This is a genomic window from Dactylosporangium sp. NPDC005555, from assembly GCF_040605635.1.
In the GTDB taxonomy this organism is placed as follows: Bacteria; Actinomycetota; Actinomycetes; order Mycobacteriales; family Micromonosporaceae; genus Dactylosporangium.
In genome coordinates this window covers 5,994-30,489 of sequence record NZ_JBEXDG010000029.1, presented here as the reverse complement: position 1 = coordinate 30,489, position 24,496 = coordinate 5,994, and the positions used below count along the sequence as shown (strand labels likewise).

18 protein-coding genes are annotated in these 24,496 nt (G+C 71.8%); 4 read left to right on the top strand and 14 right to left on the bottom strand.

The genetic code is table 11. The features are described from left to right. Positions 1 to 65 precede the first annotated feature (65 nt). From obgE to ABZS58_RS29025, 8 genes are all read right to left on the bottom strand, one after another. Complete coding sequence (obgE, locus tag ABZS58_RS29060) at positions 66 to 1,520, bottom strand: GTPase ObgE (RefSeq protein WP_354786395.1); 1,455 nt, start codon at positions 1,518 to 1,520, stop codon at positions 66 to 68. A gap of 178 nt (positions 1,521 to 1,698) precedes the next feature. Then, the gene (gene rpmA / locus ABZS58_RS29055) at positions 1,699 to 1,956 is read right to left on the bottom strand and encodes a 50S ribosomal protein L27 (protein WP_033365480.1); all 258 of its coding nucleotides are present in this window, start codon (positions 1,954 to 1,956) and stop codon (positions 1,699 to 1,701) included. Positions 1,957 to 1,966: 10 nt separating this feature from the next. Continuing rightward, positions 1,967 to 2,281 (bottom strand): 50S ribosomal protein L21, encoded by a 315-nt coding sequence (rplU, locus tag ABZS58_RS29050; protein WP_033365478.1) that lies wholly within the window; start codon positions 2,279 to 2,281, stop codon positions 1,967 to 1,969. Positions 2,282 to 2,441: 160 nt separating this feature from the next. Continuing rightward, positions 2,442 to 5,384, bottom strand: coding sequence for an Rne/Rng family ribonuclease (locus tag ABZS58_RS29045; RefSeq protein WP_354786394.1), 2,943 nt, complete (start codon positions 5,382 to 5,384; stop codon positions 2,442 to 2,444). A gap of 132 nt (positions 5,385 to 5,516) precedes the next feature. Then, complete coding sequence (locus ABZS58_RS29040; RefSeq protein ID WP_354786393.1) at positions 5,517 to 6,320, bottom strand: TIGR03936 family radical SAM-associated protein; 804 nt, start codon at positions 6,318 to 6,320, stop codon at positions 5,517 to 5,519. After that, positions 6,313 to 8,265, bottom strand: coding sequence for a TIGR03960 family B12-binding radical SAM protein (locus ABZS58_RS29035; RefSeq protein ID WP_354786392.1), 1,953 nt, complete (start codon positions 8,263 to 8,265; stop codon positions 6,313 to 6,315). Before ABZS58_RS29035 ends, ABZS58_RS29040 begins: the two co-directional genes overlap by 8 nt. 27 nt (positions 8,266 to 8,292) lie before the next feature. Then, positions 8,293 to 10,638, bottom strand: a complete 2,346-nt coding sequence (locus ABZS58_RS29030) for a glycosyl hydrolase family 65 protein (RefSeq protein WP_354786391.1) — start codon at positions 10,636 to 10,638, stop codon at positions 8,293 to 8,295. Next, positions 10,638 to 11,366: a beta-phosphoglucomutase family hydrolase gene (locus tag ABZS58_RS29025; RefSeq protein WP_354786390.1), complete on the bottom strand. Its 729-nt coding sequence runs from the start codon at positions 11,364 to 11,366 to the stop codon at positions 10,638 to 10,640. The genes ABZS58_RS29030 and ABZS58_RS29025 overlap by 1 nt, the downstream gene beginning before the upstream one ends. A gap of 85 nt (positions 11,367 to 11,451) precedes the next feature. Between ABZS58_RS29025 and ABZS58_RS29020 the strand changes: the two genes are divergently transcribed. Next, complete coding sequence (locus ABZS58_RS29020; protein ID WP_354786389.1) at positions 11,452 to 12,306, top strand: hypothetical protein; 855 nt, start codon at positions 11,452 to 11,454, stop codon at positions 12,304 to 12,306. 2 nt (positions 12,307 to 12,308) lie between these two features. Here the strand turns inward: ABZS58_RS29020 and ABZS58_RS29015 are convergent, their stop codons facing one another. Together ABZS58_RS29015 and ABZS58_RS29010 are read right to left on the bottom strand one after the other, a co-directional pair. After that, entirely contained in the window at positions 12,309 to 13,007 is a 699-nt protein-coding gene (locus ABZS58_RS29015) for a lysophospholipid acyltransferase family protein (RefSeq protein ID WP_354786388.1), read from the bottom strand. Between the two features lie 99 nt (positions 13,008 to 13,106). After that, positions 13,107 to 13,961, bottom strand: a complete 855-nt coding sequence (locus ABZS58_RS29010; protein ID WP_354786387.1) for a DMT family transporter — start codon at positions 13,959 to 13,961, stop codon at positions 13,107 to 13,109. Positions 13,962 to 14,095: 134 nt separating this feature from the next. On the opposite strand from ABZS58_RS29010, the gene ABZS58_RS29005 reads away from it, so the two are divergent. After that, the gene (locus ABZS58_RS29005; protein ID WP_354786386.1) at positions 14,096 to 14,701 is read left to right on the top strand and encodes an XRE family transcriptional regulator; all 606 of its coding nucleotides are present in this window, start codon (positions 14,096 to 14,098) and stop codon (positions 14,699 to 14,701) included. Here the strand turns inward: ABZS58_RS29005 and ileS are convergent. After that, on the bottom strand, positions 14,688 to 17,792 hold the full coding sequence (gene ileS / locus ABZS58_RS29000) for an isoleucine--tRNA ligase (RefSeq protein WP_354786385.1): 3,105 nt from the start codon (positions 17,790 to 17,792) through the stop codon (positions 14,688 to 14,690). The genes ABZS58_RS29005 and ileS overlap by 14 nt on opposite strands. A gap of 349 nt (positions 17,793 to 18,141) precedes the next feature. On the opposite strand from ileS, the gene ABZS58_RS28995 reads away from it, so the two are divergent. Further along, entirely contained in the window at positions 18,142 to 19,659 is a 1,518-nt protein-coding gene (locus ABZS58_RS28995; RefSeq protein WP_354786384.1) for a glycosyl hydrolase family 18 protein, read from the top strand. A gap of 73 nt (positions 19,660 to 19,732) precedes the next feature. On the opposite strand, the gene ndk is transcribed toward ABZS58_RS28995, so the two are convergent. After that, positions 19,733 to 20,146: a nucleoside-diphosphate kinase gene (gene ndk, locus ABZS58_RS28990; RefSeq protein WP_354786383.1), complete on the bottom strand. Its 414-nt coding sequence runs from the start codon at positions 20,144 to 20,146 to the stop codon at positions 19,733 to 19,735. A 235-nt stretch (positions 20,147 to 20,381) separates the two neighbouring features. Between ndk and ABZS58_RS28985 the strand changes: the two genes are divergently transcribed. After that, on the top strand, positions 20,382 to 22,838 hold the full coding sequence (locus tag ABZS58_RS28985) for a VOC family protein (RefSeq protein WP_354786382.1): 2,457 nt from the start codon (positions 20,382 to 20,384) through the stop codon (positions 22,836 to 22,838). On the opposite strand, the gene ABZS58_RS28980 is transcribed toward ABZS58_RS28985, so the two are convergent. Together ABZS58_RS28980 and ABZS58_RS28975 are read right to left on the bottom strand one after the other, a co-directional pair. Beyond that, positions 22,839 to 23,810, bottom strand: coding sequence for a YafY family protein (locus tag ABZS58_RS28980; protein WP_354786381.1), 972 nt, complete (start codon positions 23,808 to 23,810; stop codon positions 22,839 to 22,841). It lies immediately after the preceding gene. 89 nt (positions 23,811 to 23,899) lie between these two features. After that, entirely contained in the window at positions 23,900 to 24,253 is a 354-nt protein-coding gene (locus ABZS58_RS28975; protein ID WP_354786380.1) for a DUF4233 domain-containing protein, read from the bottom strand. Between the last annotated feature and the right edge of the window lie 243 nt (positions 24,254 to 24,496).

Sequence of the window (24,496 nt, the reverse complement as noted above, 5' to 3'; positions counted from 1 at the left end):
CGACGGTACGCACCCGGGATTTCCCGGATGTTTCCTCTGACCAGCGATTCTTGTTGCGCGCCGGGTTAAAAATCGTCCTCGTCGTCGCCACCCGCGGATGAAAGTTCCAGCGCCTCGAACGGCTGGCGGCGGGCACCCCGCATGGCCTTGCGCTCCGAGGCACGCACGCGTTTGTTGGGCTCCTCGATGCGGTGGTCGGTGCCGCGGTTACCGGGGACGTAGTCGTCCGCCGTATACGTGTTGGGCTGCCAGTCGAATTCACGAGCGCCAATACGAACCGGCGATCCTGACACCGCGCCGGCTTTCTTGAGCGCGTCCTCGACGCCGAGCCGGGCGAGCCGGTCGGCAAGGTAGCCGACGGCCTCGTCGTTGTCGAAGTTGGTCTGCCGCACCCACCGCTCGGGCGCGCCGCCGCTGACCACGTAGACACCCTCGGCGTCCTGCTTGATCGTGAAGCCGCTGTCGTCGACGGCGACCGGGCGGATGACGATGCGGGTGCGCTCCGGCGGCGGCGCCATCTTGCGCTGCGCCAGCACCAGCTCGGACATGGCGAAGATGAGCTCGCGCAGCCCCTCGTGGGTGACGGCGCTCACCGCGTACACGGCGTAGCCGCGCTCCTCGAGCTCGGCGCGCATGATGTCGGCGAGGTCGCGGCCGTCCGGCACGTCGATCTTGTTCAGCGCGACGATCCGCGGCCGGTCCTCCAGGCCACCGTAGGCGGCCAGCTCGGCCTCGATCGCGTCGATGTCGGACACCGGGTCGCGCTCGGTCTCCAGCGCGGCCGTGTCGACCACGTGGACGAGCACCGCGGTGCGCTCGATGTGCCGCAGGAACTGCATGCCGAGGCCCTTGCCGGTGGCCGCGCCCGGGATGAGGCCGGGCACGTCGGCGACGGTGAACGTGTTGTCGCCCGCCTGCACGACGCCGAGGTTGGGCACCAGGGTGGTGAACGGGTAGTCGGCGATCTTCGGCCGGGCCGCGGAGACGACCGAGATCAGCGACGACTTGCCGGCCGACGGAAAGCCGACCAGGCCGATGTCGGCGACGCTCTTGAGCTCCAGGACGACGTCGATCTCTTCGCCGGGCTCGCCGAGCTCCGCGAAGCCGGGCGCCTTGCGGCGGGTGTTGGCCAGGGCCGCGTTACCGCGCCCGCCGCGGCCGCCGCGGGCCAGCTCGAACTCGGTGCCCTCGCCGATCAGGTCGGCGATGACCTCACCGTCCGTGCTCAGCACGACGGTGCCGTCCGGCACCCGCAGGACGAGGGTCTGCCCGTTGGCGCCGTCGCGGTCGTTGCCCGCGCCGCCGGCGCCGTTGCCACCCTTCTGGTGCGGGTGGAAGTGGAAGTCCAGCAGCGTGTGCACACCCGGGTCGACGACGAGCTTGACGCTGCCGCCGTGACCGCCGTCACCGCCGTCGGGGCCGCCGAACGGCTTGAACTTCTCGCGGTGGATGGACACGCAGCCGTGGCCACCGTCACCGGCCCTCACGTGCAGCACGGCCCGGTCAACGAACGTGGTCACGACCCGATCCCCTCACTCACGAACACGAACTCACGAACCTGAAATCACGAACGCGAGCCCCACGAAACAGGGCCCACGAACTCACGAACGCGAGGCCCCACCGAACAAGACCCACGAAACACACGAACGGCGGGCTGGGAGCGTATATGCCCCCGGCCCGCCGTCCGGAAAAGAAACTTCAGCCTGCGGCTGGGGTGATACTGACCGTCTTGCGGCCCCGCTTGGTGCCGAAGAGCACGTGGCCCGCGGCGAGCGCGAACAGCGTGTCGTCGCCACCGCGGCCCACCAGGTCACCCGGGTGGAACTTGGTGCCGCGCTGCCGGATGATGATCTCGCCGGCGTTGACCAGCTGACCGCCGAAACGCTTCACGCCGAGCCGCTGGGCAGCGGAGTCGCGCCCGTTCCGCGAGCTGGACGCACCTTTTTTATGTGCCATCGCGCTGCCCCTACTTCCCGGTGGAGATGCCGGTGACCTTCACCTGGGTCAGCGGCTGGCGGTGACCCTGGCGCTTGTGGTAGCCGGTCTTGTTCTTGAACTTGTGGATCCGGATCTTCGGACCCTTGGTGTGCGCGACGACCTCAGCGGTCACCGCAGCGCTGGCAAGCTTCGCCGCGTCGGTGATGAGATCTTCGCCGTCGACAAGCAGCACCGCCGCAAGCGACAGGGAGTCGCCAGGCTGGCCCGCGAGCTTCTCGACCTCGATCACATCGCCCTCGGCGACCTTGTACTGCTTGCCGCCGGTCTTGACGATCGCGTACATCGGACGCGGACTCCTGTCGTAGCTACTGGCGGTTGGTCATCTGCATTGCTGACACGCGGCATCGCTGCCGTGAAGCAGCGCTGAGGTGAAGAGCACGCAAAGACCCGACGCACGAAGGTGCGCCTTTAAGAGGGTACGCCATCGGCGGCGCACCCCCAAATCAGGGGCGGGTCCGCCTGCGCAGGCCACCCCGCCGGGTCCGGCGGCGGGCGCCGTTACCGGCCGACTCGTCGTCGTCCTCGTCGATGTTGTCGGGGTCGTCCTCGGAGGCGATCGGCGTGAACTCCGAGTCCTCCTCGACGTCCTCGACGGTGCGCGGCACGTCCACGGTGTCGGTGTCCGTGGCGGTCTCGTCGTCGGCGACCTCGGCGACCGCCGCACCGCCCCGGCGCCCCCGCCGCCGGCTGCTGCGCGCGGGCTGCACGTCGGACTCGTCCACGCCGCTGGTGACGGTCGCCGCCTTCGCGGGCGCGCTGTGACCGTTGCTGCCGGCGTTGCCGCCACCACCGCTGCCGCCGCCGCGCTTCTCCGGGATCGGCTCGGTGTGGATGATCAGGCCGCGGCCCTTGCACACCTCGCAGGTCTCGCTGAACGCTTCGAGCAGGCCCTGACCGACCCGCTTACGGGTCATCTGGACCAGGCCCAGCGACGTGATCTCGGTGACCTGGTGCTTGGTCCGGTCCCGGCCCAGGCACTCGGTCAGCCGGCGCAGCACCAGGTCGCGGTTGGACTCCAGGACCATGTCGATGAAGTCGATGACGATGATGCCGCCGAGGTCGCGCAGCCGCAGCTGGTGGACGATCTCCTCGGCCGCCTCGAGGTTGTTGCGGGTGACCGTCTCCTCGAGGTTGCCGCCGGCGCCGGTGTACTTGCCGGTGTTGACGTCGATGACGGTCATCGCCTCGGTGCGGTCGATGACGAGGCTGCCGCCGGAGGGCAGGAACACCCGCCGGTCGAGGGCCTTGATCAGCTGCTCGTCGATGCGCAGGTCCGCGAAGACGTCGTTGACGCCGGTGTACCGGCGGACGCGGTCGACCAGGTCCGGCGACACGTGCGACAGATACGGCTCGACCGACTCGTAGGCGTCGTTGCCCTGGATGACCAGCTCGTGGAAGTCCTCGTTGAACAGGTCGCGGACGACCCGCACGACCAGCTCGGGCTCCTCGTAGAGCAGGGCCGGCGCGCTGCTGCTGCCGGACTTCTCCTGGATGGCCTCCCACTGCGCCTGCAGCCGCTTCACGTCGCGGGCCAGGTCGTCCTCGCTGGCGCCCTCGGCCGCGGTGCGCACGATCACCCCGGCGCCGTCGGGCACCAGGTTCTTCAGCACGTCGCGCAGGCGCTTGCGCTCGATGTCCGACAGCTTGCGGCTGATCCCGGAGGCGTTGCCGTGCGGCACGTAGACCAGGTGCCGGCCGGACAGCGCGATGTGGCTGGTGAGCCGGGCGCCCTTGGTGCCGATCGGGTCCTTGGTCACCTGCACGAGCACCGAGTCGCCCGACTTGAGGGCCTGCTCGATGGAGCGGGAGCGCCCCTCCATGCCGGTCGCGTCCCAGTTGACCTCGCCGGCGTAGAGCACCGCGTTGCGGCCCCGGCCGATGTCGACGAACGCCGCCTCCATGCTGGGCAGCACGTTCTGCACGCGGCCGAGGTAGACGTTGCCCACCATCGAGCTCGACGACGCCCGGGTGACGTAGTGCTCGACGAGCACCTTGTCCTCCAGGACCGCGATCTGCGTGCGGTCGTTCTTCTGCCGGATCACCATCGTGCGGTCGACCGCCTCGCGGCGGGCCAGGAACTCCGACTCCGACAGGATCGGCGGGCGGGTCCGGCGCTGCTCGCGGCCGTCCCGGCGGCGCTGGCGCTTGGCCTCCAGGCGGGTCGAGCCGGAGATGCCCTGCACCTCGTCGCGGTCGCGCTCACGGGCGGCCGGACGCGGCTCACGGATCTTCACGACCACGTGCGGGTCGTCGGCGGGCTCGGTGTCGGCGGAGCCCTTGCGCCGGCGGCGGCGCCGGCGCCGGGTCAGGCCCTCGCCGTCCTCGTCGCCGTCGTCGGCGGCCTCGGCGTCCTCGTCCGCCGCGGCCTCCTCGCCCTCGGCGTCGCTCTCGCCGTCGCCCTCGCCCTCGCCGTCGACGTCGTCGATGTCCTCGCCGAGCGTGCCGCGGCCACGACCCCGGCCACGGCGGCCGCGCCGCCGCCGGCGGCGGGTGCCGGGCTCGAACTCGTCGTCGTCCTCGTCGTCCTCGGCCTCGGCGTCGACCTCGTCGGTCTCCACCGGCGCCTCGACGGCGGCGGGCGCCTCCTCGGCGACACGGCGGCCGCGGCGGCGACGGGTGCGGCCGGCGGGCTCCTCGACCGGCTCGTCGCCGAGGTCCTCGCCGAGGTCGTCGTAGCCGGCGGCGACCGGTGCGGGCGCGACGGGCGCGACGAACGGGTCGATGCCGGACGCGCCGCTGGGCGTGACGGCGGCCGGGCGGACCGGCTCGACCTCCTCGCTCGGCGGCATGAACAGCACCTGGATCGGCGCGGCCCGGCGCCCCCGGCGGGCCGGCGGCTCCTCGACCACGGGCTCCTCGGCCACCGGCTCCGCGACAGGCTCCTCAGCGGGCTCCTCGGCGGGCTCCTCGGCGGGCTCCTCGACCGGCTCCTCGACAGCGTCGGCAGCGGGCGCCTCCCCGGCGACGGGTGCGGCGTCGGCGACCGGGAGCGGCTCCGGCTCCTCGACCGGCGCGGCCTTGACGGCCCGGCGGCGGGTGCGGGTGGCCTTGACCGGCGCGGCGACCGGCTCCTCGGTGTCCAGTGGCAGCGCCTGCTGCCCGGACTCGCCCAATTCACCCGTTTCGTCGCTTGCGGTCGCTTTCACCGCCCTACGACGGGTCCGCCGGACCGGCGCGGGCTCCTCGGCCGGTGTCGCGTCCGCCTCAGCGGGAGCGGGCGGCGCGGCCTCGGCCGGTGCCGTGTCCGGGTCGGCCGCCGCGGCGGCGGCCGCCTTGGTGGTCCGTCGCCGCGTGCGGCGGACGGGCGTGGTCTCTTCGGTGGTAGCGGCGTCTGCAACCGGCTCGTCGCCGGTTGCCTCGCCGCTTGCCGACTCGTTGTCGAACATGCGGACGTTCTCCAGTTCTGGCGCTCCCGGGCGCGTACAAACGCAGCCACACGGGGGCACCGAATATATGTTGTGCCGGCGGAGGTATCCGCTCGCACGGACGATCCGCCGAAAGTCTGCCAACCTCGCCGACTACACCAGTGACGAAGCCCCGACGACGACCGCCGGCCGATCCGCTGCGAGCGGATCGACGAACTCTCCCTGCGCGGTCAGCACGCCCTGAGCCAGTCGGGTCGCACGAGGCGGGACCGGAGGCTCCAGGTCGGCTACTACACGCAGACCGGACAGCACATCATCGGGTCGCACGGTCGGGGTTCCCTGCCGCACGACAAGGTCGAGTATCGCACACGGTGCCTCGGTGACCTCGGAAGGTACGTCACCGAGGGACGAAGGGACCCCGATCACACCGAGCCGGACGACGGCGGCCCGGGTGTCGAAGACCCGCTTTCCCTGCTTGGTGAGCCGCTCCACGAGCACCTCGGAGGCGTTCAGGAAGGCCTGGACCGCCTTCGCGGCGTGCTCCGGCGTGATGCCGGGCAGCTCGATGTGCCACGCCGACGCGTCGATCCGGTCGGCGAGGCTGCCGCCGCCGTTGAGCGGCGACTGGACGGCCTCGATCACGTCGAGGCCGGGAGACAGCGCCGCGTCCAGGGCGGCCCGCAGGTCCGCGGGGTCCACCACCGCCCGCAGGCCGATCTCCAGGTATTCGGCCTCGCTCGCCACCCCGGTCGGCGCCGCCGAGGCGTAGGAGACCTTGGGGTGCGGGGTGAAGCCCTGGGAGTAGGCGATGGGCACGTTGGCCCGCAGCAGCGCCCGCTCGAACGCGCGGGCGAAGTCGCGGTGCGAGGTGAAGCGCATCGGGCCCCGCTTCGCGTAGCGCAGCCGGATGCGCTGCACGATGGGGTCCTGACCGCCCTCAGGCTGTCGTTTAGCCATGAGCCGGCACCCGCAGTCCCGTGCCCACCGGGGTCAGGGGCAGCAGCTTCTTGCCCGTGGGGCCGATCTGGATCTCGGTGTCCTGGCTCGGGCACACGCCGCAGTCGAAGCACGGCGTCCACCGGCAGTCGTCCTGCTCGAAGCCGGTGACCGAGTCCTGCCAGTCCTGCCAGAGCCAGTCCTTGTCCAGACCGGAGTCGAGGTGGTCCCACGGCAGGACCTCGTTCTGGTCGCGCTCGCGGACCGTGAACCAGTCCAGGTCCACGCCGAAGCCCGGCAGGACCTCACCGGCGGCGTCGACCCAGCGCTGGTAGGAGAAGTGCTCGGACCAGCCGTCGAAGCGGCCGCCGGCCTCCCAGACCCGCCGGATGACCGCGCCGACCCGCCGGTCGCCCCGGCTGAGCAGGCCCTCGATCAGGGAGGGCTGGCCGTCGTGATACCGGTAGCCGATCGCCTTGCCGAGGTTGCGGTCGCTGTTGATGGCGTTCTTCAGCGCCCGGAGCCGGTGGTCGATGACCTCCGGGGTCTCCATCTTCGCCCACTGGAACGGCGTGTGCGGCTTCGGCACGAACCCGCCGATGGACACCGTGCACCGGATGTCGCGGGAGCCGGTGGCCTCGCGGCCGGCCCGGATGACCTCGTGCGCCAGCTTGGCGATCTGCAGCACGTCGTCGTCGGTCTCGGTCGGCAGGCCGCACATGAAGTACAGCTTCACCGCCCGCCACCCGTTGGTGTACGCCGTGACGACGGTCCGGATCAGGTCCTCCTCGGTGACCATCTTGTTGATCACCTTGCGGATCCGCTCCGAGCCGCCCTCGGGGGCGAAGGTCAGGCCGGTGCGCCGGCCGTTGCGGGCCAGCTCCTGCGCCAGGGTCACGTTGAACGCGTCGACCCGGGTCGAGGGCAGCGACAGGGACACGTTGGTCCCCTCGTACTGCTGTGCGAGGCCGGAGCACATGTCGCCGATCTCGGAGTGGTCGGCCGAGGAGAGCGAGAGCAGGCCGACCTCGTGGAAGCCGGAGAACTCCAGCCCCTCCTTGACCATCTGCCCGACGGTGGTGATCGAGCGCTCCCGCACCGGACGGGTGATCATGCCCGCCTGGCAGAAGCGGCAGCCTCTCGTGCACCCGCGGAAGATCTCGACCGCGTAGCGCTCGTGGACCGTCTCGGCCAGGGGCACCAGGGGGCGCTTCGGGTAGGGCCACGCGTCCAGGTCCATGGTGGTGCGCTTGTGCACCCGGAACGGCACGTCGGCCCGGTTGGGCACGACCCGCTGGATGCGGCCGTCGGGCAGGTAGTCGACGTCGTAGAACCGCGGAACATAGACCGACTCGGTCCTGGCCAGGCGCAGCAGCAGCTCGTCGCGGCCGCCGGGCGAGCCGTCGGCCTTCCACTGCCGCACGATGGCGGTGATCTCCAGGACGGCTTCCTCGCCGTCGCCGAGGACGGCGGCGTCGATGAAGTCGGCGATCGGCTCCGGGTTGAACGCGGCGTGCCCGCCGGCGACGACGACCGGGTGCCGCTCGTCCCGGTCGCGGGACTCCAGCGGGATGCCGGCCAGGTCGAGCATCGTGAGCATGTTGGTGTAGCCGAGCTCGGTGGCGAACGAGATGCCGAACACGTCGAACGCGGTCACCGGGCGGTGCGCCTCCACGGTGAACTGCGGCACACCTTCGGCGCGCATGAGCGCCTCCAGGTCGGGCCAGACCGCGTAGGTGCGCTCGGCGAGCACGTCAGGCTGCTCGTTGAGCACCTCGTAGAGGATCTGGACGCCCTGGTTGGGCAGGCCGACCTCATAGGCGTCGGGATAGGACAGGGCCCACCGCACGGTGACGGAGTCCCAGTCCTTGATGACCGCACCGAGCTCACCGCCCACATATTGGATCGGCTTGCTGATCCTGGGCAGCAGACGCTCGAGTTGCGGGAAGACGCTTGCGACGCTCACGGGTCACCAGGGTACGCGCATACGCCCTCACGACGCCCGCTGGCGCCTCCTCGGGCCGCGTCCTTCAGGCTGCCGGGGAGGCGGCGTGCCCGGGTGCGGCGGCGGAACGGGCAGCGTGACGGGCTTGTCGGGGGTGACGGTGAACCGCTCGCCGTGGTGACGCAGCGTCATCTCCCCGGAGTCCAGCCGGTAGGACGCCTCCTGGTGGTCGACGACGACCCGCAGGATGCTGCCGTGGCACGTGATCGCGAACGACAGCCGGTCGAGCCGGTCCGGCAGCCGCGGCATGAACGACAGCTCGCCGCCGTGGTCGCGCATCCCGCCGAAGCCCGCGACCAGGGCCAGCCACGTCCCGGCGAGGGAGGCCATGTGCAGCCCGTCGCCGGCGTTGTGCTGCAGGTCGTACAGGTCGACGAACGCCGCCTCGCCGAGGTAGTCGTACGCCAGCTCGGTGTGCCCGACCTCGGCGGCCATAACCGCCTGCGTGCACGCCGACAGTGACGAGTCGCGCACGGTGCGCTCGTCGTAGTAGGCGAAGTTGCGGGCCTTCTCCTCCGCGGTGAACGCGTCGCCCCGCCAGTGCATGGCGAGGACCAGGTCGGCCTGCTTGACGACCTGGCGCCGGTACAGGTCGAAGTACGGATAGTGCAGCAGCAGCGGGTAGTGCTCCGCCGGCGTGTGCTCGAAGTCCCACTCCTGGTGCCGGGTGAAGCCGGCGTTCTGCTCGTGCACCCGCAGCTCCGGGTTGTAGGGCAGGTGAGTCCTGGCCGCCGCGTCCCGCCACGACGCGATCTCCTCGTCGTCGACCTCGAACTGCCGCGCCGCGTCCGGGTGGCGTTCGGCGGCCTGCGCCGCGGCCAGCAGGTTCTGCTGGGCCATGAGGTTGGTGTAGACGTTGTCGTCGGCGATGGCGCTGTACTCGTCGGGTCCGGTGACCCCGTCGATGTGGAAGACGCCGTGCCGGTCATGGTGGCCCAGCGAGCGCCACAGCCGGGCGGTCTCGACCAGCAGCTCCAGGCCCACCTCGGCCTCGAAGGCGCTGTCGCCGGTCGCCTGGACGTAGCGGACGACGGCGGCGGCGATGTCGGCGTTGACGTGGAACCCGGCGGTGCCGGCGGGCCAGTAGGCGGAGCACTCCTGCCCGCGGATCGTCCGCCACGGGAACGCCGCCCCGGCCAGGCCGAGCAGCGCGGCGCGGTCCTTCGCCAGCTGGAGCGTGTCGTGCCGCCAGCGCAGCCCGTCGCGGGCGGCGCGAGGATGCGTGTACGTCAGCACCGGCAGCACGAAGCTCTCGGTGTCCCAGAACACGTGCCCGTCGTAGCCGCGGCCGGTGAGACCCTTCGCCGCGATCGGCCGCGCCTCGGCCCGCGCGCCGGCCTGCATCAGGTGGAACAGCGCGAAGCGCACCGCCTGCTGGATCTCCGCGTCGCCCTCGACCTCGACGTCGGCCTGCGCCCAGAAGCTGTCGAGGAACTTGCGCTGCGCCGCGAAGAGCCCGTCCCAGCCGCCGAGCCGGGCGCCGGCGATCGCGCCGTGCACCTGGTCGCGGATCGCCTGCCGGGACCGCTGGCTCGACCAGCCGTAGGCGAGGTACTTGACGATCCGCAGCCGCTGGCCGGGCTGCAGCTCGCAGGCGAACGTGGTGCGGGCCCAGTCCTCCCGCGCCTCGGTGTGCGAGCGGACCGGCACGGGCGCGTCGACCTCGTGGTCCATCTCCGCGCCGAGCCGCAGCCAGCTTGCCTTCGTGCGGTGCAGCAGCTGGGCGTTGAGCCCGTTGGCGGCGTGCTCCTCCGGCTCGAGGGCGTGACCGAGCGCCGCCGCGACCCGCGGGTCCTTGCTCGGCTGCGGCACGTCCTCGTTGGCGACGAGCTCCGACTGCACGATCACCCGCGCCGGGCCGTCGACGGGCTCGACCTCGTACAGGAACGCGGCGACCGACCGTTGCTCCAGCGACACCAGCCGGGTGGTGCGGACCTTGATCCGCTGCTCGGCCGGGGACACCCAGTCGACGTCGCGGGTGAGGGTGCCGGCCCGCAGGTCGAGGACCCGCTCGTGGCTCAGCAGGTTGCCGTACCGGACGTCGAACGGCTCGTCGTCGACCAGCAGGCGGAACACCTTGCCGTTGGTGACGTTGAGGATCGACTGACCTTCCTCGGGAAAGCCGTACCCGGCCTCCGCGTAGGGCAGCGGGCGCTCCTCGTAGAAGGAGTTGAGGTATGTGCCGGGCAGCCCGAACGGCTCGCCCTCGTCGAGGTTGCCGCGCAGCCCCAGGTGCCCGTTGGACAGCGCGAACAGCGACTCGGTCTGGCCCAGGTCGTCGAGGTCGAGACGGGTCTCGCGGATCGCCCACGGCTCGACCGGGAACGTCGCCATCAGTCCTCCAGCAGCGCGTCGAGGTCCGGCACGACCACGTCGGCGCCGGCGGCCCGCAGATTTCCGGCGTGCTCCCCGCCGATCCGGTCGAGGCCGATGACGTAGCCGAACCCGCCGGCCCTGCCCGCCGCGACGCCGGCAAGGGCGTCCTCGAAGACGGCGGCGTGCCCGGGCTCGACGCCGAGCTCCCGCGCCGCGGCCAGGAACGTGTCGGGGGCGGGCTTGCCGTGCAGCCCGCGCTCGCGGATGGTGACCCCGTCGACCCTGGCCTCCAGGTATGCGTCGAGGCCGGTGGACGTGATCACCTGCAGGGTGTTGGCGCTGGAGCTGACCACAGCCCGGCGCAGCCCCGCCGCGGCGGCCGCCTTCAGGTAGCGCACCGATCCCGGGTACGGCTCCAGGCCGTCGGCGATCAGGGTGAGCAGCAGCTCGTTCTTGCGGTTGCCGAGGCCGTTGACCGTCTGCGCGTCCGGCGGGTCGCCGGGCGTCCCCTCGGGCAGTGTGATGCCGCGGGAGGCGAGGAAGTCGCGAACGCCGGCCTCGCGGGGCTTGCCGTCGACGTAGTCGTTGTAGTCGGCGACCGGGTCGAACGGCCGCTGACCGTCCCGGCCCTTGAGGAAGTCGTCGAACGTCCTGGTCCAGGCCTTGTTGTGGATGACCGCGGTCGGGGTGAGGACCCCGTCGAGGTCGAACAGGCAGGCGGTCACGCGTTCCGGTAGCCCCAGCACACCGCAACGGTATCCGCGGCGGGTGTCCACCAAACCTGCCGTCGCTGAACAGCGGCCCGTGCACGGGGTCGCTAGCCTTCGAGGTGTGACACTCCCGGACGAGTCGCCCACCGAACGCCAGCCAGCCACCCCGACGTGGGTGGGTTCGGCGTCGGTGCCGCCGGGCGGGTCACGCCGGCGCAGGCAGTGGGAGGACACGCTCGACCTGCCCGCGGCGCCGCGCACCGTGCCGCTGCCGCCGGACCCCACGCCCCCGCCGCCGGAGATCCGGTACGTGCCGGTCCCCCAGTACGGTCCGCCGCCGCCCGGATACCGTCCGCCGCCCGGGTACCGCCCGCTGCCGTCCGGCTACGCCCCGCAACCGCCGCCGCAGTACCGGCGACGCAAACGCCGCTGGCCGTGGGTCATGCTGCTGCTGCTGGCCCTGTGCGCCGGCTGCTGCGGCGGGTCCTATGCCTGGGCCCGTCCGTACTGGGTGCAGTACCCGGCATCCGTCCAGGTGGATGCCACGGTGCCGGGCCTCACCCGTACCGGCGACGCCAACGCGAAAAAGGCGGCCGCCGACATCCAGAAGGCGCTCACGTCGGACCACCTCGACGAGTCCGGCTTCACCGTGACCTACACCGATGCCTCGAACAAGTCGCTGCGGGTCCTGGTCGCGGGCGCCACCCGCTTCATCACCGACCCCGGCCGCGACCTGGAGGCGAGCATCCGCAAGCTGCCCGCGGCGCTGCAGGTCGGCACGGTGCGCGACATCGACCCGGGCCCCTTCGGCGGCGAGCAGCGCTGCGCGGCGGCCCGTTACGACGGCCGCTCCGCGACGGTCTGCGGCTGGGCGGACCACGGCGTGATCGCCCTGGCCGTCTTCCCCGGCAGATCCGTGGAGCAGGCCGGCACCCTCACCCACAACATCCGCGGCTCGATCGTCCGCCGCGGCTGACCTCAGTCCTTCTCGGCGGCGGCGATCTGGTCGGGGCGCTTCGGCGCGTACCGGGTGACATACTCCTGGCCGGTGAGCTGCTGGATCGCATTCATCAGCTTGAGGGTGAGCTCGCGCATGCCGCGGCTGTCGACCTCGCCGCCCTGCCACTGGCTGAGGTCGAGGGGCTCGCCGACGCGGACCTCGACCGTCGGGCCGAGGCGCGGCACGGAGGCGCCGATCGGCTGGATCTTCTCGGTGTTGAGGATGCCGATCGGGATGATCGGGGCGGGCGCGTCGAGGGCGAGCTTCGCCACACCGGGACGGCCACGATACAGCCGGCCGTCGGGCGAGCGGGTGCCCTCGGGGAAGATGCCCAGGACGTGCCCGTCGCGCAGGACCGGCAGCGCGGCGTCGAGGGCCATGAGGCTGGCCCGGCCGCCGGAGCGGTCGACGGGGATCTGGTTCAGCCCGAACATGACGTTGCGCATGACGGCGCCCCGGACGCCGGGGCCGACGAAGTACTCGTCCTTGGCCAGGAAGTAGACGTTGCGCGGCATGAGCGCGCCCATCAGCACCGAGTCGATGACCGACTGGTGGTTGCTGGCGAGGATCGCCGGGCCGGTGGCCGGCACGTTGTCCAGTCCGCTGATCTTGGGCCGCCAGAGCAGCCGGGACACTGGAGAGATCGCGAACTTGCCGACCGCGTACAGCGCGGACAAATGCCCTCCACCAGGCTCAACAGACGATGCCGCCCACTGTAGACGGCGCGGCCCGTCAGGTCAGCCGAGCGTGGGCAACACCACCCACTCAACGCGATCCTAGGAAGCGACCAGGACCAGCGCGGTCGCGGCCAGGCCCAGGCCGGCGAGCTGGACCGGGCGGAGGCGCTCGCGGTCGACGAGCATCGCGAGCAGGACGGTGCTCACCGGGTACAGCGAGGCGACCGGCGCGATGATGCTCAGGTCCCCACGCTGGACGGCCAGGATGTAGAGGGCGTTGGCGCTCATGTCGAGCGTGCCGGCGGCGAGCAGCCAGCGCAGCGGCGTCCCGCCCGGAACGATCCGCCCCCGCTCGGCGCGGCGCAGCAGCAGCGGTGCGCCGAGGGCGACGGCGGTGACCTGCGCGCCGAGGACCGGCCACATGCCGGCGTCACCACCGGCCGCGTCGCCGGCTGCGGACAGACAGATGAAGAACAGCCCGAACGCGACGCCGGCGCCGAGCGCCATGCCGAGCAGCCCGGCGGAGATCTTGGGGCCGCCGGCGGTTCCGGGCGCCAGGCTGACCAGGCCGATGGCGATGATCGCGCAGGCGGCGCCGGTCAGGGCGAGCCCGCCGGGCCGCTCCCCGGAGATCAGCCCGGCGACGAGCGGCAGCAGCGCGGAGGTGACGGCGCTGACCGGCGCGACGATCGTCATGGCGCCGCCGGCCATCGCCCGGTAGAACACCATCATCCCGACCATGCCGAGCGCGCCTGCGGCGGCGCCCCACCCCAGGGCACCGGCGTGCGGGGCGGTGGGCAGGAGCACGAGGAAGAGCAGCAGCAGCGGGATGCTGGCGGCCTTCGACACCACGACGACGGTCTTCGAGTCGACGCGCTGGCTGGCCTTGCCGCCCGCGAAGTCGCCGACGCCCCAGACCAGGCCGGACACCGCGGCGAGCAGCAGCCCGATCATGCCGTCACCGCGGCCGCGGGGACGGCCAGGACGGTAGCCTCATGGCCCACGGACCGGCACAGGTCGAGCACTTCATCGGCGATGGCGAACATGGCCCCAGTCGTATCACAATATTGACTGCGGAGGAAAATATTTTGACCGAGGATGTGGCCCAGGTCGCCCAGGCGGCGATCGCCAGGCATGTGAAGGTCCTGCGGCAGGGCCGGCGCTGGTCCCTCGACGAGCTGGCGAGCCGGTCCGGAGTCAGCAAGGGCATGCTCGTGCAGATCGAGGGCGCGAAGACCAACCCGAGCATCGGCACGCTGTGCCGGATCGCGGAGTCGTTCGGGGTGAGCATCGGCCGACTCCTGGAGTCGGAGCCGGAGCCCGTCGTGAGGATCGTCGGCGCGGACGAGCCGCCGGTGCTGTGGCGCGGCGGCGCGGGCGGGACCGGGCGGCTGCTGCGCGGCGTCAACGACCCCGCGTTCGTCGAGGTCTGGGAGTGGCGGATGCCGCCGGGCGAGTCGCACGACTCCGCCGACCACTCGGTCGGCACGCGCGAGCTGATCCACCTCCGTGAGGGCACCCTGGCGGTGACGGTCGACGGCGTCGAGTACACCGTCGGGCCCGGCGAGACGATCGACTTCCGGGGCGACCGCCCCCACGCCTACCGCAACGCGGCGGACGTGGAGGCGGTGCTCACGATGGTGGTCGTGATGCCCGAGGGCGAGTTCGACCGGCGCGCGCTCAGACCTTCGTGACCTTGACGGCGACCGCCTGGCCCTCGCCGACCTCCCCGGCGAAGCCGGCCTCGACCTCGCCCAGCTCCACCGCGTCCGCGAGGGTCTCCCCCGCGACGAACGCGCCGTGCACGGCGAGGACCTCGGCCAGCTCGCCGGCGACGACGACCGTGATGCGGTCCGAGACGTTGAGGTCCGCGTCGCGGCGTGCCTGCTGCACGACCCGCACCAGGTCCCGGGCCAGACCCTCGGCCGCCAGCTCCGGGGTGACCGTGCTGTCGAGCACGACCACGCCCTCGCCGCCGGGCAGCGGCGCCGACTGGGCCGGGTCCGCCGCGACGAGCTTGAGGTCGTACTCGCCCTCGAGCAGGGCCACGCCGCCGGCCACGACGTCGTCGCCGTCCTGCCGCCAGTCGCCGGCCTTGACCGCCTTGATCACCTGCTGGACGTCCTTGCCGAGACGGGGGCCGAGCGCCCGCGGCACCAGCGTCAGCACCGGCGTGCAGTGCGCGGCGACGTCGCCGGTGAAGACGACCTCCTTGACGTTGACCTCGTCGGCGACGAGCGCGGCGAAGGGTCGCAGCGCCTCCGCCCGCGGGGACGCCACCGTCAGGGTCCGCAGCGGCAGCCGTACCCGCAGCCCGCGGGCCTTGCGCAGCGACAGCGCCGCCGAGCACACGTCCCGGACCGCGTCCATGTCCGCGACCAGGGCGTGATCGGCCGGGAAGTCCTCCGCCGACGGCCAGTCGGTCAGGTGCACCGACCGCTCACCGGTGAGGCCGCGGTAGATCTCCTCCGCGGTCAGCGGCGCGAGCGGCGCGACGACCTGCGTGAGCGTCGTCAGCACCGTGAACAGCGTGTCGAACGCGTCCTGGTCGCCGGACCAGAAGCGGTCGCGGGAGCGGCGCACGTACCAGTTGGTCAGCGCGTCGAGGTACGACCGGACGGTCCCGCAGGCGCCGGACAGGTCGTAGGCGTCCAGCTGCTGCTGCACGGTCGCGACCAGCTCGCCGGTCTTGGCCAGCACGTACCGGTCGAGCAGGTGCGTGCTGCCGGTGCTGCGCCGGGCGGTGTACCCGGCGGCGTTGGCGTACAGGCCGAAGAAGTACCAGACGTTCCACAGCGGTAGCAGCACCTGCCGGACGGCGTCGCGGATGCCCACCTCGGTGACGGGCATGTCGCCGCCGCGCAGTACCGGCGACGACACCAGGAACCAGCGCATCGCGTCGGATCCGTACTCGTCGAACACCCGGTAGACGTCCGGGTAGTTGCGCAGGCTCTTGGACATCTTGCGGCCGTCCTCGCCGAGCAGGATGCCGTGGCTGACGCAGTTGGTGAACGCAGGCCGGTCGAAGAGCGCGGTGGCCAGCACGTGCATGGTGTAGAACCAGCCGCGGGTCTGGCCGATGTACTCGACGATGAAGTCGCCCGGGTAGTGGTGCTCGAACCAGTCGCGGTTCTCGAACGGGTAGTGCACCTGGGCGAAGGGCATCGACCCGGACTCGAACCAGCAGTCCAGGACCTCGGGGACCCGGCGCATGACGGACTGCCCGGTCGGGTCGTCCGGGTTGGGCCGGGTCAGGTTGTCGATCTCGGGCCGGTGCAGGTCGCCGGGGCGCACGCCGAAGTCGCGTTCGAGGTCGTCGAGCGATCCGTACACGTCGACGCGCGGGTGCTGCGGGTCGTCGGACTTCCACACGGGGATCGGCGAGCCCCAGAACCGGTTCCGGCTGATCGACCAGTCGCGGGCGTTGGCCAGCCACTTGCCGAACGAGCCCTCCTTGATGTGCTCCGGCGTCCAGGTGATCTGCTGGTTGAGCTCCACCATCCGGTCGCGGAACGTGGACACCGCCACGAACCACGACGAGACCGCCTTGTAGACCAGCGGCGTGTCGCACCGCCAGCAGTGCGGGTAGGAGTGCGTGTAGGAGTCGTGGCGCACGACGACGCCGGCGGCCTTGAGGTCGCGGATGACCGGCTTGTTGGCCTCGAAGACCTGCAGCCCCTGATAGGTGGGGACGATCGAGGTGAAGCGGGTGTGCTCGTCGACGGTGACGACGGTGGGGATGCCGACGGACGCGCAGGCGGTCTGGTCGTCCTCGCCGAAGGCGGGCGCCATGTGCACGACGCCCGTGCCGTCCTCGGTGGTGACGAAGTCCGCGCCGATGACCTGGAACGCGTTGGGGGTGTCGGCGAGGAAGTCGAACAGCGGCGTGTACCTGCGCCCCACGAGCGTGGCGCCCTTGACCGTGTCTACTTTGACAGCGTTGCCGAGCTCCTTCTCGTAGGCGGCCACCCTGGATTCCGCGAGGACATAACGGACACCCTCTTCCTCGAAGACGGCGTAGTCGATGTCCGGGCCCACGGCCAGGGCCAGGTTCGAGGGCAGCGTCCACGGCGTGGTCGTCCAGGCGAGGATCTTCTCCCCGGTCTCCAGCTGGAAGGCCACGGTCAGCGCCGGGTCCTGCCGGTCGCGGTAGACGTCGTCGTCCATCCGCAGTTCGGTGTTGGACAGCGGCGTCTCGCAGCGCCAGCAGTACGCGAGGACCCGGAACCCCTCGTAGACCAGGCCGTTGCTGTGCAGGGTCTTGAAGGCCCACATGACGCTTTCCATGTAGTCCAGGTCGAGCGTCTTGTAGTCGTTGGTGAAGTCGACCCAGCGCGCCTGCCGCGTGACGTACCGCTCCCATTCGGCGGTGTACCGCAGCACCGACTCCTTGGTGGCCGCGTTGAACTTGTCGACGCCGAGCTGGAGGATCTCCGCCTTGCTGGTGATGCCGAGCTGCTTCTCCGCCTCGACCTCGGCGGGCAGCCCGTGGCAGTCCCACCCGAAGCGCCGCTCGACCCGGAAGCCGCGCATCGACTTGTACCGGGGGACGACGTCCTTCACGTAGCCGGTCAGCAGGTGGCCGTAGTGCGGCAGGCCGTTGGCGAACGGCGGGCCGTCGTAGAAGACGAACTCGCCTCTGCCGTCGACGCCGGCGTCGCGCTGGTCGACGGACGCCTCGAAGGTCTTGTCGGCGGCCCAGTAGTCCAGGACGCCCCGCTCGACCGCGGGCAGGTCCGGGCTGGCGGGCACGCCGCCGCCCGCGTTGTGCATCGGATAGGCCATCGGTGGTCGCAACTCCTCGCGTGATGTCAGTTTCCTGCACTTCACGCGGGGACGAACCTTCGCAGATCCGCGGTACCACCCCGCTTGCCACCTGGGCGGTGGCCGCTCGTCGGCCGGCTGTCACGTGCCGGTGCCCGTCCGGTTCTACTCGGACCTGACGGTCCTTTCTTCCGGAGGCTCGCCGGTGATGGCCGGGTCGATGCCTGTGCGTCCAGAGTACCGCGCCACGCATCCGGCTTTCCGCGGCTCCCATAAAGAATAGTAAAGAAACCTTGACATTAAATCCGCGCTGGAGTTTGGTGACACCAAACGTCGACGCCCATCGACGTCACCCCCACCTGGAGCCACGATGCGTCCACGCACTATCGCCCTGCCCGCGGGCACCGGAGCGGCCGCGCTGACCCTCGCCGGGGTCGTCATCGCGATGCCCGCCTCCGCCGCCGAGCTGCTCACCAACCCGGGCTTCGAGACCGGCAACGCCAACAGCTGGAGCTGCGAGCCGTCCGCGGCCGTCACCTCCGGCGGCGCCCGGACCGGCAGCTACAAGCTCACCGGTACCCCCGGCGGCGCCACCGCCCGGTGCCAGCAGACGGTGTCGGTCCAGCCGAACACGAAGTACACCTTCTCCGGCTGGGTCAACGGCTCCTACGTCTTCATCGGCGCCACCGGCGGCGTCGACGCCAGCACCTGGACCCCCGGCACCAGCGGCTACCAGCAGCTGTCCGTCACCTTCACCACGGGCGCGTCGCAGCGGTCCGCGGTCGTCTACGTCCACGGCTGGTACGGGCAGCCCGCGTACTCGGCGGACGACTTCTCCCTGAACGGCCCCGGCGGCACCCCGCCGACGACGCTCGAGCCGACCACGCCCTCGGCGTCGCCGTCGCGCTCGACGTCACCGTCGCCGTCCGTGTCGCCCTCGAAGTCGCCGTCGACCTCACCGTCGCCGTCCACCTCGACCCCGCCGAGCCCGCTGCCGAAGCACTTCCTGACCGGCTACTGGCAGGACTTCGTCAACAGCGCCGCGAAGCTGAAGCTGCGTGACGTGCCCAGCGAGTACGACCTGATCGACGTCGCGTTCGCCGAGACCGGCTCGCAGCCGGGCCAGCTGACCTTCGCGGTCGACCCGCAGCTCGCCTCGGCGCTCGGCGGCTACACCGACGCGGAGTTCAAGTCCGACATCGCCACCCTGCACGCCCGCGGCAAGAAGGTCATCCTGTCCGTCGGCGGCGAGGCCGGCCGGGTCAGCGTCGGTGACGCGACCGCCGCGACCAACTTCGCCAACAGCGCCTGGTCGCTGATGCAGCAGTACGGCTTCGACGGCATCGACATCGACCTGGAGAACGGGCTCAACCCGACCTACATGGCGCAGGCGCTGCGCTCGCTGCGGGCCAAGGCCGGCGCCAACCTCATCATCACGATGGCGCCGCAGACGATCGACATGCAGTCCACCGGCGGCAGCTACTTCGCCCTGGCACTGTCCATCAAGGACATCCTGACGGTCGTCTACACCCAGTTCTACAACTCGGGCAGCATGCTCGGGTGCGACCAGATGGCGGCGTACTCGCAGGGCACCGTCAACTTCATGACCGCCCTGGCCTGCATCCAGCTGGAGAACGGGCTGCGGCCCGACCAGGTCGCCCTGGGCCTGCCCGCCGGTCCCGGCGCGGCCGGTGGCGGCGTCGTCGCTCCCGCGCTGGTCAACCAGGCACTGTCCTGCCTGGCGACCGGGTCGAGCTGCGGCACGTTCAAGCCGCCGCACACCTACCCCGGTATCCGCGGCGCGATGACCTGGTCGATCAACTGGGACGTCACCAACGGCAACAACTTCGCCAAGACGGTCAAGCCGCACCTGGCGACGCTGCCCTAGCGCTTTCCTCCCCAACACAGTGAGGAGGGCGGGTGTCCCAGCACCCGCCCTCCTCGCCCGTTCAGGGTGATTTCTATTCCGCGAGCTCCGGGAACCACAGCGCGATCTCACGCTTCGCACTGTCGACGGAGTCGGACGCGTGCACGAGATTCTCCCGGTTGGACAGCGAGAAATCGCCCCGGATGCTGCCCGGCGCCGCCTTGCGGCCATCGGTCGAGCCGATGAGCGTGCGGATGACGGCGATCGCCTCGTCGCCGGAGACGACCAGCGCGACCAGGTCGCCGCTGGTCATGAAGTCGCGCAGCGGCGGGTAGAAGTCGCGCTCGACGTGCTCCGCGTAGTGCTGGTCGGCGAGGGCCCGATCCATGGTGCGCAGCCGCATCGCGTCGATCGCGAGGCCCTTGCGCTCCAGGCGGCCGACGATCTCGCCGACGAGTCCACGACGCACCGCGTCAGGCTTGATCAAAACGAGCGAGCGCTCGGCCACGACGTGCCTCCAAGATCGGTCCGGTACCGCCCCGAGCCTACCCAGCGTCACCGCCCCCGACCCGCCCGGGTGCCGAAGACTTCCTTTCCGGCGATGATCAGGCATAGCCTGATGTCAGTCGTCTGGGGAGGTCGACTTGCCGTCCAGCAATCGTGCACAGGACACCGGCAGCAGGAAACTCGTGATCGCGCTGCTCATCGTGGTCGGCAGTTTCCTGGCATTCTGCGGATTGGGTATGACCAACGCCTTGGTGGTCGCGTTGGGCATCATCCTGGCCGCGGCCGGTCCGGTGCTGATCCTTGTCCTGAACTCGCGCAACAAGGTGCGCCAATACGTCTACGGCACAGCGAGGGTCGCCGATATCTCGCCCCGCCCGACGACCGACGGCCGGACCGCGCGCGGGCGCCTCAAGCTCGTCGTGAGAGCGACCGGCGTCAACGGCGTCACAGTCTCCACCGTCGACCCGGCGATCCCGCTCGACAAGTGGCCCGACGCCGGCGCGACCCTGCCCGTCCAGGTCCTCAAGGGCAACCCGCGCAAGCTCGCCGTCGTGTGGGACAAGGTCCAGTCGCACCAGGACGCCCAGGCGTCGGAGCGCCGCCCGGCCGGCGGTGCCCCGCGCTACTCCTTGGACGGCGACGAGCTCGACGTCATCGACTCGCCCACCGACGACTACGAGCGTGCCCGCGCCCGGCGCGCAGGCGCGGCGACCGGCGCCGGCCCGGGCAGCGGCGGTCTCGGTGGCGGTCGCAGTGGTGGTCTCGGCGGCGGTTCGCCGTACGAACGGCCGGGCGAGGACCTGCCGCCGGACGACCGGCCCACGCTCACCGACCTTCCCCCGATCTCGGCGCCGGTCATCGAGCCGGTCCGGCTGTCCGGCGGCGACCACCCCGGCCAGACCAGGCCCGCCCCACGCCCGACCTCGCCCGCCCCGGGTCTCGCCGCCGGCACGGACTCCGGCCCTGCGCCCGCCGTCTTCGCCGACCCCGGCACGCCCTCGGCGACCGGAACGTCGACGCCGGGTACGTCCACGACGCCAGGCGCGTCGACGACGCTGGGCACGTCCACGGCGCCGGGCGGGCACGCGGCGCCGGGCGGGCACGCGGCGCCGGGCGGGCACGCTTTGACCGGCGACCGTGCGGTGGCCGGCGGACACGCGATGACCGCGACGGGTGCCGCCGGTGGGACGGCGCTCGCCGGGCCCGCCGCCGACGTCAGGGCGGCGCACGCGGGTGTCGTCACCGAGGACACTCCGATGGTGGTCCGCCTGCCGTCCACCCCGGTCCGTGGCGGCACCGGCCGCCGCCGGCCGAGCCCGCGCCCCCGCCCCGGCACCCACGACCGCACCCCCGCCCGGACCACCGATTCGCCCGCCGCCCCCGCCCCGGAGGAAACCCCGGCCGCGGTGACGGAACCGGCCGTGCCGAAGAAACCGGCCGTGCCGACGGAAACGGCCGGGGCGACAGGACCGGTCGTCGAGACGGGATCCGCCGCGGCGACCGCACCGGCCGCGGCGGAGACGGCGATCGTGACGCACGCGGACCCGGCGGCGGAGGCGACGTACACGATCCCTGAAGCCGGATCGCAGCTCTCCCCGCCGCCGGACCTGCCCGCCTCGGACCTTCCTGACCCGGAGCCGGTCGACCACCCTCCGGCGACCGTGATGCTGACCAAGGCCGAAGCACCGTCGGGGCCTGAGCTCGAGACGGCCGTCGAGGGCGGTGCCGACCGTCCCGATGGGGAACCGTCCGGCACCGCCGCCCTGCCCTCGGGGATCACCTGGTGGCCCGACCGCGAGACCGAGCAGCCGCCGGCCAGACGCCCGGAGCCCGACGGAATCGCCGACGCCGACCCCGCACCCGTCAGCGAAGCCGGCCCGGCCCCCGCTCAGGTCGCGGCGGACGGTCAGGACACCGCGGAGGCGGACAGCGCTGTGGTGCCGCCGTTGCGGTCCGCCAACGAGGCGGCGGCGGCCGGCAACGGCACCGCCACGGTCCGGCCGTGGGGGTCGGGGGACGCCGCCGGTGGGCGCACGACGTCGGCGTGGTCGGGCAACGGGCGCTCGCGGCACGCCGCGTCCAACGGGACGTTCGGTGCGCCGCCCGCCTGGCCGAAGCCGAACGCCGCCACCGCCGGCACCGACGCCGATGCCGTCACCACCGCAGCCGACGAGGACGAGGAGCCCGCCGCCCCGAATCCGTATGCCACCGAGCACTATGTCGGCGAGTCGCCCGAGGACCAGCTGGAGGAGCAGCCGCCGTCCGAGGGGGCGGTCGGGCAGTTCCTGGCGACCGAGCAGCGCCAGCAGTCGCTGCCGCTCGACGGCGTCAACGGCGTGAGCATCACGCTGATCGTGTCGGACCTGGAGCGGTCCCGGCGCTTCTACCGTGACACCCTCGGCCTCACCGAGCTCGACAGCGGCGACTCGGCGGCGGTCCTCGCGACCGGCGACGCCAGGGTCGTCCTGCGCCGGGTCGCCGACATGCCGCCGGTCGACCGCCGGGTCGTGCACCTCAACCTCGAGGTCCCCGACGTGTACGAGGCGTACGAACGCCTCCGCGAGCAGGGCGTCGACTTCGTCCACCGGCCGCGGGTCGTCCCGCAGGGCGAGCAGCTGGAGCTGTGCTCGGCGACGTTCCGCGACCCGGACGGCCACGCCATCGCCCTGACCAAGTGGGAGCTGCGGCGCTAGCTAGAGCGGGTAGCGGCGGAGGGTCTCCTCGGCGGAGCGGCGCATCAGGTCGCGCAGTTCCGCCGGGGCGAGCACCTCGACGTCCGGGCCGAAGCGGCCCAGGTCGACGCGGGCGTGTTCGAGCGACTCGATCGGCAGGACGACCCGGACCCAGCCGTCGGCGTCGGGCGGGCCGGCGGTGTCGCGCAGCGCCCGCTCGGCGACGGGGCCGAGCATCCACCACATGCTCGCCGCTCTGGGGCCGACGAGGACGGTGGCGTCGCCGCCGCGGTACAGCGTGCGCCGCAGACGATCGGACCACTCGGTCCAGTAGTCGCGCAGGTCGAAGCCCTCGGGCCGGTCGAAGCGCTCGTCGAGGACGGCGGCGGTGTCGATGCGGGAGATCCGGTAGGCGTTGACGCGTTCCCGGCCACGGGCGACGACATACCAGGCGGTGCCCTTGAGGACCAGGCCGAGCGGGTCGATGGTGCGCTCGACCTGGGTGCCGTCCCATTTGCGGTACAGCAACTGCAACCGGCGCTGGTCCCACACGGCGCCGGCGACGGTGTCGAGATGCGGCGGGGCCTCCGGGTCGCGGAACCATCCGGGCGCGTCGACGTGGACACGCTCCTGGATGCGGGCGGCCTGCGTGCGTTGCTCGAGGGGCATCGCGGCGAGGAGCTTCAGCTGCGCCGCGTCGAGGGTCGGCCCGAGCCCGAGGTGCCCGGCGGTGGCGCCGCTGCCGGCGAGGAACAGGGCGGCCGCCTCGTCGGTGGTGAGGCCGGTGAGCGTCGTGCGGTACCCGTCGACGAGCTGGTAACCGCCGGTGGGGCCACGGTCGGCGTACACGGGGACCCCTGAGGCGGAGAGGGCCTCGATGTCGCGGTAGACGGTGCGGACGGACACCTCGAGCTCGTCGGCGATCTGCTGCGCGGTGAGCCGGCCGCGGGTCTGCAGCAGCAGGAGTGTGGACAGCAGCCGGCTCGCCCGCACCGGTCAGGCCCTGTTCACGACGGTCCGGGTTTGTTCGCGCAGACGGCCCGTCTCACGACGGGCCGGGTTTGTTGCGTAGACGGCTCGTCTCACGACGGGCCGGGCTTGTTCGCGTAGACGGTTCGTCGCACGTACAACACGTAACCCCACGTGAGGCCGAAGACGACGCCGAGCGCGAGCAGCGACCAGTGCAGCACCCCGCCGGCGAGCAGCCCGACCGGCACGACCAGCGCCGCCGGCCACGCCCACGCGTGTTTCAGCAGCCCGCAGAGGGCGAAGCTGACCACGGCGAGCCCGGCGCAGAGCCAGATCGCCGCGTCTGACTGGCCGAGTTTGGCGAGGGGCAGCAGCGCGAGCAGCAGGACCACCCCGAACACGACGAGCGCGGACGCGCCGACGCCGCGGACGGCGCCGCCGGGGTTCTTCAGTCCGGCGGTGCTCACGCCGCCACCTTCCGCTGCGCTCCAGGCGTCGGCCCGAGCCACAACCCCACCCATGATGAGCGGCCCGAGACGCTACGCTGGCCGCTCACACCGCCACCTCCGCTGCGCTCCGGCGTCGGCCTGAGCCGATGCTGTCACATGATGAGCAGCCCGAGACGCTACGCTGGCCGCTCACACCGCCACCTCCGCTGCGCTCCGGCGTCGGCCTGAGCCGATGCTGTCACATGATGAGCAGCCCGAGAC